The 11,556-nt window shown below is 53.5% G+C and carries 14 protein-coding genes and 1 CRISPR repeat array; of the genes, 2 read left to right on the plus strand and 12 right to left on the minus strand.

Features of this window, described 5'->3' with window-relative positions:
• Together rpoS and nlpD are read right to left on the minus strand one after the other, a co-directional pair.
• Window positions 1–979 (minus strand): RNA polymerase sigma factor RpoS (rpoS, locus tag FDW87_RS19915; RefSeq protein ID WP_137380096.1); only part of this gene is annotated, 979 nt, incomplete at its 3' end.
• A 62-nt stretch (window positions 980–1,041) separates the two neighbouring features.
• Window positions 1,042–2,124 (minus strand): murein hydrolase activator NlpD, encoded by a 1,083-nt coding sequence (gene nlpD, locus FDW87_RS19920; protein WP_230330220.1) that lies wholly within the window; start codon window positions 2,122–2,124, stop codon window positions 1,042–1,044.
• On the opposite strand from nlpD, the gene FDW87_RS23140 reads away from it, so the two are divergent.
• Window positions 2,027–2,254 carry a hypothetical protein gene (locus FDW87_RS23140; protein WP_223870215.1) on the plus strand — a complete coding sequence of 76 codons (228 nt, stop codon included), beginning with the start codon at window positions 2,027–2,029 and terminating at the stop codon, window positions 2,252–2,254. The genes nlpD and FDW87_RS23140 overlap by 98 nt on opposite strands.
• 32 nt (window positions 2,255–2,286) lie before the next feature.
• Here the strand turns inward: FDW87_RS23140 and FDW87_RS19925 are convergent, their stop codons facing one another.
• The 10 genes from FDW87_RS19925 to cysD all read right to left on the minus strand — a co-directional run bounded on the left by FDW87_RS19925 (window position 2,287) and on the right by cysD (window position 9,751).
• Window positions 2,287–2,913, minus strand: a complete 627-nt coding sequence (locus tag FDW87_RS19925) for a protein-L-isoaspartate(D-aspartate) O-methyltransferase (RefSeq protein ID WP_003034172.1) — start codon at window positions 2,911–2,913, stop codon at window positions 2,287–2,289.
• The gene (gene surE, locus FDW87_RS19930) at window positions 2,907–3,668 is read right to left on the minus strand and encodes a 5'/3'-nucleotidase SurE (protein ID WP_137380091.1); all 762 of its coding nucleotides are present in this window, start codon (window positions 3,666–3,668) and stop codon (window positions 2,907–2,909) included. The genes FDW87_RS19925 and surE overlap by 7 nt, the downstream gene beginning before the upstream one ends.
• Entirely contained in the window at window positions 3,649–4,698 is a 1,050-nt protein-coding gene (gene truD, locus FDW87_RS19935) for a tRNA pseudouridine(13) synthase TruD (protein WP_016154208.1), read from the minus strand. Before truD ends, surE begins: the two co-directional genes overlap by 20 nt.
• Window positions 4,695–5,174, minus strand: coding sequence for a 2-C-methyl-D-erythritol 2,4-cyclodiphosphate synthase (gene ispF / locus FDW87_RS19940; protein ID WP_016154209.1), 480 nt, complete (start codon window positions 5,172–5,174; stop codon window positions 4,695–4,697). Before ispF ends, truD begins: the two co-directional genes overlap by 4 nt.
• The gene (gene ispD, locus FDW87_RS19945; protein ID WP_046274807.1) at window positions 5,174–5,884 is read right to left on the minus strand and encodes a 2-C-methyl-D-erythritol 4-phosphate cytidylyltransferase; all 711 of its coding nucleotides are present in this window, start codon (window positions 5,882–5,884) and stop codon (window positions 5,174–5,176) included. Before ispD ends, ispF begins: the two co-directional genes overlap by 1 nt.
• An 18-nt stretch (window positions 5,885–5,902) precedes the next feature.
• Window positions 5,903–6,214, minus strand: coding sequence for a cell division protein FtsB (gene ftsB, locus FDW87_RS19950; RefSeq protein WP_003034163.1), 312 nt, complete (start codon window positions 6,212–6,214; stop codon window positions 5,903–5,905).
• A gap of 215 nt (window positions 6,215–6,429) precedes the next feature.
• Entirely contained in the window at window positions 6,430–6,753 is a 324-nt protein-coding gene (locus FDW87_RS19955; RefSeq protein ID WP_016154211.1) for a DUF3561 family protein, read from the minus strand.
• A gap of 47 nt (window positions 6,754–6,800) precedes the next feature.
• A complete protein-coding gene (gene cysC, locus FDW87_RS19960; protein WP_019077557.1) occupies window positions 6,801–7,406 on the minus strand; it encodes an adenylyl-sulfate kinase in 606 nt (201 codons plus the stop codon).
• Complete coding sequence (gene cysN, locus FDW87_RS19965) at window positions 7,406–8,833, minus strand: sulfate adenylyltransferase subunit CysN (RefSeq protein WP_016154213.1); 1,428 nt, start codon at window positions 8,831–8,833, stop codon at window positions 7,406–7,408. Before cysN ends, cysC begins: the two co-directional genes overlap by 1 nt.
• A gap of 9 nt (window positions 8,834–8,842) precedes the next feature.
• Entirely contained in the window at window positions 8,843–9,751 is a 909-nt protein-coding gene (cysD, locus tag FDW87_RS19970) for a sulfate adenylyltransferase subunit CysD (RefSeq protein ID WP_003034152.1), read from the minus strand.
• Between the two features lie 254 nt (window positions 9,752–10,005).
• Between cysD and FDW87_RS19975 the strand changes: the two genes are divergently transcribed.
• Window positions 10,006–11,052 (plus strand): aminopeptidase, encoded by a 1,047-nt coding sequence (locus tag FDW87_RS19975; RefSeq protein WP_019077559.1) that lies wholly within the window; start codon window positions 10,006–10,008, stop codon window positions 11,050–11,052.
• Between the two features lie 34 nt (window positions 11,053–11,086).
• Window positions 11,087–11,542: direct repeats of the CRISPR family, unit length 29 nt; unit sequence CGGTTTATCCCCGCTGGCGCGGGGAACAC.
• The last annotated feature ends 14 nt before the right edge of the window (window positions 11,543–11,556 follow it).

Genomic DNA, 11,556 nt, shown 5'->3' on the forward strand with positions numbered 1-11,556 from the left:
GCGCTTCGATATTCAGTCCCTGAGTCTGCAGAATTTCACGCAGACGACGCAGACCTTCAACCTGAATCTGGCGAACACGTTCACGAGTGAGACCAATTTCACGGCCCACATCTTCCAGTGTCGCAGCTTCGTACCCCAGCAGACCAAAACGACGTGCCAGCACTTCACGCTGTTTGGCGTTCAGTTCGAACAGCCATTTGACGATGCTCTGTTTCATATCATCGTCTTGCGTGGTGTCTTCCGGACCGTTTTCCTTTTCATCGGCCAGAATATCCAGCAACGCTTTTTCGGAATCGCCACCCAGCGGGGTGTCTACCGAGGTAATACGCTCGTTGAGTCGGAGCATACGGCTGACGTCATCAACCGGTTTATCCAGTTGTTCAGCAATCTCTTCTGCACTCGGTTCGTGGTCCAGTTTATGCGACAACTCACGCGCGGTACGCAGATAGACGTTCAGCTCTTTTACAATGTGAATCGGCAGTCGGATCGTACGGGTTTGGTTCATAATCGCCCGTTCGATCGTCTGGCGGATCCACCAGGTTGCGTATGTTGAGAAGCGGAACCCACGTTCCGGATCAAACTTCTCGACGGCACGGATAAGCCCTAAATTGCCCTCTTCAATCAGGTCCAGCAATGCCAGACCACGATTGCCATAACGACGAGCAATTTTCACCACCAGACGCAGGTTACTTTCAATCATGCGACGGCGAGATGCGACATCTCCACGCAGTGCGCGACGCGCAAAATAAACTTCTTCTTCGGCTGTTAACAGTGGTGAATAACCAATCTCACCAAGGTAAAGCTGAGTCGCGTCCAACACACGCTGTGTGGCCCCCTGCGATAACAGCTCTTCTTCAGCCAGGTCGTTATCACTGGGTTCCTCTTCACTCAAGGCTTTTTCATCAAAAGCCTCTACTCCGTTCTCATCAAATTCCGCATCTTCATTTAAATCATGAACTTTCAGCGTATTCTGACTCATAAAGGTGGCTCCTACCCGTGATCCCTAACGGAACTAGCACGTGAAAGCCTGGTTCCGCCTAATTATCGCTGCGGTAAATAGCGCAGCGGGTTTACGGATTTCCCCTTGTAACGAATTTCAAAATGCAAGCGTGTTGAACTGGTTCCGGTGCTACCCATGGTAGCTATTTTCTGCCCCGCCTTGATTTCTTGTTGTTCCCGGACCAGCATTGTATCGTTATGGGCGTAGGCGCTCAGGTAATCATCGTTATGTTTGATGATAATAAGATTACCGTAACCACGCAGCGCGTTACCGGCATAGACGACGCGTCCATCTGCGGTCGCGACAATAGCCTGTCCTTTGCTGCCTGCAATGTCGATCCCTTTATTGCCACCTTCGGTAGCCGCAAAGTTTTCGATCACTTTGCCGTCAGTCGGCCAGCGCCAGGTAGAGATTGGCGAGCTAGTCGACGTTGAGCTTGCAGTTGATTCGGTTGTGCTAACTGCTGGAGCCGTTACAGGCGCTGTGACCACAGTCCCAGCAGGCTTGTTGTTCGGCAACATTTTGTTAGCACTTTGTTCACCTGAATCCTCAGAATACGTAATTGTTGGTTTCGAAGCAACAGCAACGGTGGAATTTTGTGCAGGGTTGGTCACAACTCCTTGCTGTGCTGCATCCGCCTGGGTGATGGCATTGCCACCGGTAATCGGTGCGCCAGACGCGTTGCCCACTTGCAGAGTTTGACCGACATTCAGGCCATACGGGGCCGGAACGTTATTGCGTTGTGCGAGGTCACGGAAATCGTTCCCGGTGATCCAGGCAATATAGAAAAGGGTATCGCCTTTCTTAACAGTATAGGTACTGCCGCCCGTGTAGCTACCTTTCGGAATATTCCCATACTTACGATTGTATACAATACGACCGTTTTCCATCTGCACAGGCTGTTGAGCAACAGGCTGGATTTGCGTTGGCTGTGTAGTTGGTTGCTGCACCGACTGGATCTGTGGCGTCTGCTGTACGGTCGACGTCGAGCCCATTTTGGGTGGAGGCGTAATCAGCATGCCAGAACTGGTGTTCGTTGATGCACTACCGTTAACCGAGCTGACCGGCGCTGGTGGATTCGAGGTGTTTGAACAACCTGCCAGCCATAGTGAAACCAGTGACAATGCCGCAATGCGGCGAACGGTAAATTTGTGGCTTCCCGCGCTCATTTATCCCCCAGGAAAATTGGTTAAAACCAGTGACGTAATCACCGTGCAAGGCCCCGTCACAATACGCTTACTCTTTCGAGAATAACCAGGAAAACTCCAGGTATTCAGCAGCGCTATCTACGCAAGCTCCCCTTTCACTAAGGGAACGAAACGTACGGCCTCCACGGTATCGATAATAAATTCGCCTCCCCGACGACGCACCCGCTTCAGAAACTGGTGCTCATCGCCCACGGGTAAGACGAGAATGCCGCCCTCATCCAGTTGCATCATCAATGCGGTCGGGATCTCGGGCGGCGCTGCCGTTACAATGATAGCGTCAAACGGAGCTCGCGCCTGCCAGCCTTGCCATCCATCACCATGACGGGTCGAAACATTATGTAAATCAAGCTGCTTCAGGCGGCGACGCGCCTGCCATTGCAAACCTTTAATGCGCTCAACGGAGCACACATGATGCACCAGGTGCGCCAGAATCGCCGTCTGGTAGCCAGAGCCAGTACCAATTTCCAGCACCCGAGACTGCGGCGTTAGCTCAAGCAGTTCGGTCATTCGCGCAACCATATAAGGCTGCGAAATCGTCTGCCCCTGACCAATCGGCAGGGCAATATTGTCCCAGGCCTTATGTTCAAACGCCTCATCAATGAATTTTTCACGCGGCACGGCGGCGAGCGCATCGAGGACAAGCTCATCTCTGATGCCCTGCGCACGTAATTGTTCAAGAAGAGTGTGTACGCGTCTGCTTACCATTGCGTGTCGACTCCCACGCTGTCTAACCAGTCAGAAACCACCTCATGCGCGCCGTATGCGGTTAAATCGACATGCAGCGGCGTGATAGAAACATAGCCTTCATCGACGGCGGCAAAATCCGTATCCGGCCCGGCGTCGCACTTTTCACCCGGTGGCCCGATCCAGTACAGCGTATTACCGCGTGGGTCCTGCTGTGGAATAACCTGATCCGCCGGATGGCGACTGCCGCAGCGCGTGACGCGAATACCTTTAATCTGATCCAGCGGTAAATCCGGCACGTTGATATTCAAAATGCGACCGGTGCGCAGCGGTTCACGACTCAGCGCCCGTAAGATACGACAGGTTACTGCGGCAGCAGTATCGTAGTGTTTATGGCCATCAAGTGAGACAGCCAGCGCCGGGAATCCCAGATGACGGCCTTCCATTGCCGCCGCAACGGTACCGGAATAGATAACATCATCACCCAGATTAGGACCCGCATTAATACCAGAAACGACAATGTCCGGACGCGGACGCATTAATGCGTTCACGCCCAGATAAACGCAGTCGGTGGGCGTACCCATTTGTACGGCGATATCGCCGTTATCATAGGTAAAGGTGCGAAGTGAGGATTCCAGCGTCAGCGAGTTAGACGCGCCACTGCGGTTACGATCCGGGGCAACCACCTGTACGTCAGCAAACTCACGCAGCGCTTTCGCCAGCGTTTGTATACCGGGTACGTGGACCCCATCATCGTTACTCAGCAATATACGCATAATCACCCATTGTGTTAATAAGTTCCCTTACAACACTGGTGGCGAAGCTACCTGCCGGTAGCCAGAAGCGTAACTCGACGGTTACGTCATCCCACCAGTTCCAGCTTAATTGTTGTGGATACAGCAACATAGCGCGACGCGACGCGTCGACTTTCTCGCGCAATAACAGAGACTGCAGCGCGGTTTCATCAGCAACAGCGGCTTTTTCAAACGCCAGTGCGTCGCGCTGAGTTCCCCACTCACCGCTGCCCGGTAATGCCGCTGTGATCATCAATTCTTTCTCATCGACGCGACGCTGTAATTCAGTGTGTTCTTCCTGTGTGGCGACAAACCAGCTTCCGCGTCCGGATAATTGTAGCGCATCGCCGTCAACAACTTGATTAAAGTCTGTTTTTTTCAAGCGTTCACTGACTATCTGATTAAACAACGCGCTACGGGCCGCCGACAACCAAAAACTGCGTTTATTGCGATCGCGCACCGGCGCATCGCTTTGTGCCCAGCGCAGCGCCCCTTGCAGGTTGCTACCGCCAATACCAAAACGCTGAGCGCCAAAATAGTTCGGTACGCCGCGTTCGCTAATCGCCTGCAAACGCGCTTCAACGTCATTTCGCTCGCTCACTTCACGCAACACCAGCGTAAATTCGTTGCCTTTCAGCGCCCCTAAACGCAGCTTACGCTTGTGGCGCGCGTACTCCAGAACTTTACAGCCTTCGAGCTCAAATTTGCTTAGATCAGGCATTGCATTGCCCGGTACACGCGCGCACAGCCACTGTTCCGTGACCGCATGCTTATCTTTCTGCCCGGCAAAGCTCACTTCACGGGCGTGAATTTTCAGGAATTTCGCCAGCGCGTCAGCCACAAAACGGGTGTTACAACCGTTTTTCAGGATGCGCACCAAAACATGCTCGCCTTCGCCATCCGGTTCGAAGCCTAAATCTTCGACGACAACAAAGTCTTCCGGATTCGCTTTCAGGACGCCATGGCCCAGTGGTTTGCCATGGAGATACGTCAGATCGTCAAACACAGTCATTTCGGTGCCTTAATGAGTAACGCCACCGCTTCACAGGCAATCCCTTCCCCACGCCCGGTAAAACCGAGTTTTTCCGTGGTGGTCGCTTTCACGTTAACATCATCCATATGGCAGCCGAGATCTTCGGCAATAAACACGCGCATTTGCGGAATGTGCGGCAGCATCTTCGGCGCCTGAGCAATAATTGTCACATCCACATTACCAAGCGTATAGCCTTTGGCCTGAATACGCCGCCAGGCTTCACGCAATAATTCACGACTATCGGCACCTTTAAAGGTCGGGTCGGTGTCAGGGAAGAGTTTACCGATATCCCCCAGCGCAGCCGCGCCCAGCAGAGCATCGGTTAGCGCGTGTAACGCCACATCGCCATCAGAATGCGCCAGCAATCCTTTTTCATACGGGATGCGCACACCACCAATGATAATTGGGCCTTCTCCGCCAAAAGCGTGTACGTCGAAACCGTGTCCAATTCGCATTATGTCTTCTCCTGGTGGGTAGTCCGGGTCAGATAAAATTCGGCCAACGCCAAATCCTCTGGACGCGTTACTTTAATATTATCAGCCCGTCCTTCAACGAGCTGAGGGTGTAAGCCGCAATATTCCAGCGCCGAGGCCTCATCCGTAATGGTTGCGCCTTCGAGGAGCGCACGGGTCAGGCAGTCGTGCAACAGCTCGCGAGGGAAAAACTGCGGCGTCAACGCGTGCCATAAATCGGTGCGATCGACCGTATGGGCAATGTCTGTTCGGCCCGGCTCCGCGCGCTTCATCGTGTCGCGTACTGGTGCCGCCAGGATCCCGCCGGTGCGGCTGGTCTCACTGATTGCCAGCAAACGGGCTAAATCATCCTGGTGCAGACACGGACGCGCGGCGTCATGCACCAGTACCCAACTGGCCTCACCTGCGGCTTGCAAACCGGCAAGGACAGAATCGGCACGCTCGTTGCCGCCATCCACTACGGTAATTTGCGGATGCGCGGCGAGTGGAAGTTGGGCAAAGCGGCTGTCGCCTGGGCTGATAGCGATAACGACTCGCGTCACCCGGGGATGAGCCAGCAGCGCATCAACCGAGTGTTCAAGAATGGTTTTATTGCCAATAGAGAGGTACTGCTTAGGACACTCTGTTTGCATTCGGCGGCCAAACCCGGCAGCCGGCACCACGGCGCAAACGTCCAATAAAGTGGCTGCCATGTTAAATCCCTGGACGGTTTATCGATTGTTTTGCCCTGCAGTCTGAGCGCGTTTAGACGCGTCAGGCACCAGACGATAAAAAGTTTCGCCCGGCTTAGTCATGCTGAGTTCGTTGCGCGCGCGCTCCTCAATAGCCTCTTGTCCGCCATTGAGATCGTCAATTTCGGCAAAGAGCTGATCGTTACGCGCTTTAAGTTTCGCGTTCGTAGCTTGCTGCGCAGCAACATCATCGTTGACGCGACTATAGTCATGTATGCCGTTCTTACCGAACCACAGCGAATACTGCAGCCAGACCAATAAAGCCAGCAACAGCAGCGTTAGTTTACCCATCCTGCCCCCTGAAAAACGGCATTAACATCCCATAACTTCCGCAGACAACTTTACATCAACGGTCGGGAATGCCGCGACAACGCGGGCAAATGTACCACATTTGCCCGTTGTTACGTATACCCCGTGTAAGGAGAACATAATCTCATTGTTGGTTACGGTTTGAATTATGACCAGAGAGTGAACAACATCAGCGATTGTTAAAAAAAGGCGTTTGCCTAACCCAACAACCACAGAAATAGCGCGCCAAACATCGCCCCAACCACCAGTAGGGTGCAGGTAATGCTCAGCAGCAACAGCCCCTTCAATAGGGAGTGCAGCGCAATACCCGCGACAATCGCCACGGGCAGCAATGCGAGGAAAAAGGGCCAGGTATAAATGAAGAAAAAGAGTGTGTTAGGGCCATAAATCAGAAACGGAATCCCCAGCGCCAACAGCCACGCGATAAAACCGACCACAGCACCCGGTAGTGACCAGGTGGTTTCATCGTCGGCGGCGAAGGTATCTGACTCTGTAATAGTAATGTTATGGCTGTTACGCATATCTAATCCTGTGACCGTGACTGACCGGGCATACAAGCTCGGGTGTCTCAGGATCTGATAATATCTTCCTGCCTCAGCAGGTCTAATAATTGGGGTACCAAATTTGTTACCAATTGTTCACCATCAAGGTGAATCTCTGGCGATTCAGGCGCTTCGTATACCGAATCAATTCCGGTGAAATTGCGCAACTCACCCGCCCGCGCTTTTTTATACAGCCCTTTTGGATCGCGTAATTCGCACGTTGCCAGCGGTGTATCCACAAAAACCTCAATAAAACGCCCTTCGCCAACGCGTTCACGGACCATTTTGCGTTCGGCGCGATGTGGAGAGATAAAGGCGGTCAACACCACAAGACCCGCATCCACCATCAGGTTAGCCACCTCGCCAACCCGACGAATATTCTCCTTACGATCGGCATCGCTAAACCCAAGATCGCTGCACAGGCCGTGGCGCACGTTATCGCCATCCAACAAATAGGTACTCACTCCCAGCTTGTGCAACGCCTCTTCCAGCGCCCCTGCTACCGTAGATTTACCGGAACCAGACAGCCCGGTAAACCACAGCACAACACCACGATGACCGTGGCGTTGTTCCCGCTGTTGCGGTGTAACAGGATGGGCATGCCAGACGACGTTTTCGTCATGCAGCGCCATTATTTTCCTCCCAGCAGATCGCGCGCGCCCCAGTGCGGGAAATGGCGACGCACCAACGCATTAAGCTCCAGCTCAAACGCGCTGAACTGAGAAGCCGCGGTGTGCTCCTGGACGATTGGCTCACGTACCAGCCCCGCGCCAACGGTAACGTTGGTCAGGCGGTCAATGATAATCAGCCCGCCCGTAACCGGATTCTGCTGATAGGTATCCAGCACCAGCGGCTCATCAAAAGTCAGATTAACCAGACCGATGCCGTTTAGCGGCAACGCTTCAACATCACGTTGGGTCAGGTTATTAATATCAATCTGGTACTGCACGTTATCAACGCGTGCGCGGGTCTTCTTACCGGCGACTTTGATGTCGTAGCTCTGCCCAGGCGACAACGGTTGTTCCGCCATCCACACCACATCAACGGCAGCGCTTTGTACCGCAGGTAACGCTTCACCGGCATCAAGTAGCAGGTCGCCACGGCTGATATCGATCTCATCTTTCAATACCAGGGTGATCGCTTCACCCGCATGCGCTTCCTGTAAATCGCCATCAAAGGTTACGATCCGCGCCACGCTCGACTCAACGCCGGATGGCAGCACTTTGACACGTTGCCCTACCTTCACACTACCGGAGGCCAGCGTCCCGGCATAACCACGAAAATCCAGATTCGGTCGGTTCACATACTGCACCGGGAAGCGCATCGGCTGAGTATCAACTATGCGTTGGATCTCAACGGTTTCCAGTACTTCCAGTAGCGTCGGACCGCTGTACCACGACATGCTGGCGCTTTGTGAAGCCACGTTGTCGCCTTCCAGCGCAGAGAGCGGCACAAACCGGATATCCAGGTTGCCCGGCAACTGTTCAGCAAAAGTAAGATAGTCTTCGCGAATGCGGTTAAATGTCTCTTCGCTAAAGTTCACCAGATCCATTTTGTTGATCGCCACCACCAGGTGTTTGATCCCAAGTAGCGTGGAGATAAAGCTGTGACGACGGGTCTGATCCAGCACGCCTTTACGCGCATCGATCAGCAGGATCGCCAGGTCGCAGGTCGACGCACCGGTCGCCATGTTGCGGGTGTATTGCTCATGACCGGGAGTATCCGCAATAATAAATTTACGCTTCTCGGTAGAGAAATAACGGTAAGCCACGTCGATGGTGATGCCCTGCTCGCGCTCGGCTTGCAAGCCGTCAACCAATAACGCCAGATCGAGCTTTTCGCCCTGAGTACCGTGGCGTTTACTGTCGTTGTGCAGCGATGAAAGCTGGTCTTCATAAATCTGACGCGTGTCGTGCAGCAGGCGACCAATCAGGGTGCTTTTCCCGTCATCCACGCTACCGCAGGTTAAAAAACGCAGCAGGCTTTTGTGTTGCTGGGCGACCATCCAGGCTTCAACGCCGCCTTCATTAGCAATTTGTTGTGCAAGTGTCGTGTTCATGGCGGCTCCTTAGAAATACCCCTGACGTTTCTTCAGCTCCATGGAGCCCGCCTGGTCGCGGTCAATCACGCGGCCCTGACGTTCACTGGTGGTTGAGACCAGCATCTCTTCGATGATTTCCGGCAGCGTCTGCGCATTCGACTCCACCGCGCCTGTTAACGGCCAGCAGCCGAGCGTACGGAAACGCACCATGCGTTTTTTAATCACTTCACCCGGTTGCAGATCGATTCTGTCGTCATCAATCATCATCAGCATGCCGTCGCGTTCCAGCACCGGACGCTCCGCCGCCAGGTACAGCGGCACGATGTCGATATTTTCCAGCCAGATGTACTGCCAGATATCCTGTTCAGTCCAGTTGGAGAGCGGGAATACGCGAATGCTTTCGCCTTTGTTAATCTGTCCGTTGTAGTTATGCCACAGTTCCGGACGCTGATTTTTAGGGTCCCAGCGATGAAAACGATCGCGGAAAGAATAAATGCGCTCCTTGGCACGCGATTTCTCTTCGTCACGACGAGCGCCACCAAACGCGGCGTCGAAACCGTATTTGTTCAACGCCTGCTTCAACCCTTCGGTTTTCATAATATCGGTATGCTTGGCGCTACCGTGAACAAACGGGTTGATGCCCATCGCCACCCCTTCCGGGTTTTTATGCACCAGCAGTTCACAACCGTAGGCTTTCGCCGTGCGGTCACGAAACTCGTACATCTCGCTGAATTTCCAGCCAGTATCAACGTGCAGCAGAGGGAACGGCAACGTGCCAGGATAAAATGCTTTACGCGCCAGATGCAGCATTACGCTGGAATCTTTGCCGATGGAATACATCATCACCGGATTCGAAAACTCGGCGGCCACCTCACGAATAATATGGATGCTTTCCGCTTCCAGTTGCCGCAGGTGGGTAAGTCGTTTTTGATCCATAACCGTTCCTATGTAATGCCGTTATTTTGCTAACGATGCTCAGATAACCTGACTATAGGGAGGGCAAGAGGGCGAATGAAATTACGAATTGGAATGAGTAGTTCCTCAAAGGAATAACGATCCGGAAAAGCAAATATCAAAAAGTGCTTAAGCTACCGAATTTAGGGCATTTAGGAGCAAATGAAATTGTTTTACCTCGATCACGGTTTCATACTAGCGGCTAAAAATTTCTGCTTGGTATTTAAGGACTCATTATGTTTTCCGCAACGCGCCCCCTTCTTGCAATCCTGGCGCTCGGCGCGTGCTTTATCCTTCCCGCACAGGCAACATCTTCCAAACCTGGAGATATCGCAAATACCCAGGCTCGATATATCGCAACGTTTTTCCCAGGCCGCGTAACGGGCTCTCCGGCAGAAATGTTGTCTGCTGATTATATTCGTCAGCAATTTCAGCAGATGGGCTACAGCAGTGATATTCGAACATTTAATAGCCGTTATGTTTATACCGCCAAAAATAACCGTAAAAACTGGCATAACGTCACGGGAAGTACCGTTATTGCCGCACATGAGGGTAAAGCGCCACAGCAGATTATTATCATGGCGCACCTCGACACCTACGCCGCGCAGAGCGACGCCGATTCCGATGCCAATCTGGGTGGATTGACCCTGCAAGGTATTGATGACAACGCCGCAGGACTTGGCGTGATGCTGGAACTGGCGGAAAAACTCAAAGACGTGCCGACGCAGTACGGCATTCGATTTATCGCCACCAGCGGCGAGGAAGAAGGCAAACTGGGCGCGGAGAACATCCTGAAGCGAATGAGCGCCGCCGAGAAGAAAAATACGCTGCTGGTTATCAACCTCGATAACCTGATCGTCGGCGATAAGCTCTATTTCAATAGCGGTAAGAAAACCCCGGAAGCGGTGCGAAAATTGACGCGCGACCGGGCACTGGCCATCGCGCACAGCCGCGGTATCGTAGCCAGCACCAATCCGGGACTGAACAAAAACTATCCGAAAGGTACTGGATGTTGTAACGACGCAGAGGTCTTCGACGATGCGGGCATTGCCGTGCTCTCCGTTGAAGCAACCAACTGGAGTCTGGGTAAGAAAGATGGCTATCAACAGCGCGCCAAAAGCGCCTCGTTCCCGGCAGGCAACAGCTGGCACGATGTGCGACTGGATAACCAGCAGCATATCGATAAAGCCTTACCGGGCAGGATAGAGCACCGTAGCCGCGACGTGGTACGCATTATGCTCCCGCTGGTGAAAGAACTGGCAAAGGCGGGTAAATCCTCGTAACCCATCCAGCCCCATAATATTTCTGCTTTCAAAGTGGATTATCCCCGCTGACGCGGGGAACACAGTTCGTTTTTGATGTGTACTTCAGGATGTTCCGGTTTATCCCCGCTGGCGCGGGGAACACGGCGCGGCACTAGAGGCGACCGCACTGGCGACCGGTTTATCCCCGCTGGCGCGGGGAACACGCCGAATACTAACGTTGCTCCCCCTGCTTTACCGGTTTATCCCCGCTGGCGCGGGGAACACCCTACCTATTCCGTACCTGGTTACATCGATCACGGTTTATCCCCGCTGGCGCGGGGAACACCTGGGTAAGCGTCGCGAAGAGGTTGATCATTCCGGTTTATCCCCGCTGGCGCGGGGAACACTACAGACTGATGGTGGGACCTGGCAAACCGTTCGGTTTATCCCCGCTGGCGCGGGGAACACAGCTGATTGGAGCGTCTGCCATTTCCCAGCTCCGGTTTATCCCCGCTGGCGCGGGGAACACCCTAGCGCCCCGCC

This window comes from Citrobacter sp. wls826 (assembly GCF_005281245.1).
GTDB classification, from domain to species: Bacteria; Pseudomonadota; Gammaproteobacteria; order Enterobacterales; family Enterobacteriaceae; genus Citrobacter; species Citrobacter braakii.

Bases quoted from the DNA above. Each gene is read 5' to 3' on its own strand.
- FDW87_RS19925 (WP_003034172.1), bottom strand. From the start codon at position 2,913: ATGGTAAGCAGACGCGTACACACTCTTCTTGAACAATTACGTGCGCAG.
- surE (WP_137380091.1), bottom strand. From the start codon at position 3,668: ATGCGTATATTGCTGAGTAACGATGATGGGGTCCACGTACCCGGTATA.
- truD (WP_016154208.1), bottom strand. From the start codon at position 4,698: ATGACTGTGTTTGACGATCTGACGTATCTCCATGGCAAACCACTGGGC.
- ispF (WP_016154209.1), bottom strand. From the start codon at position 5,174: ATGCGAATTGGACACGGTTTCGACGTACACGCTTTTGGCGGAGAAGGC.
- ispD (WP_046274807.1), bottom strand. From the start codon at position 5,884: ATGGCAGCCACTTTATTGGACGTTTGCGCCGTGGTGCCGGCTGCCGGG.
- ftsB (WP_003034163.1), bottom strand. From the start codon at position 6,214: ATGGGTAAACTAACGCTGCTGTTGCTGGCTTTATTGGTCTGGCTGCAG.
- FDW87_RS19955 (WP_016154211.1), bottom strand. From the start codon at position 6,753: ATGCGTAACAGCCATAACATTACTATTACAGAGTCAGATACCTTCGCC.
- cysC (WP_019077557.1), bottom strand. From the start codon at position 7,406: ATGGCGCTGCATGACGAAAACGTCGTCTGGCATGCCCATCCTGTTACA.
- cysN (WP_016154213.1), bottom strand. From the start codon at position 8,833: ATGAACACGACACTTGCACAACAAATTGCTAATGAAGGCGGCGTTGAA.
- cysD (WP_003034152.1), bottom strand. From the start codon at position 9,751: ATGGATCAAAAACGACTTACCCACCTGCGGCAACTGGAAGCGGAAAGC.
- FDW87_RS19975 (WP_019077559.1), top strand. From the start codon at position 10,006: ATGTTTTCCGCAACGCGCCCCCTTCTTGCAATCCTGGCGCTCGGCGCG.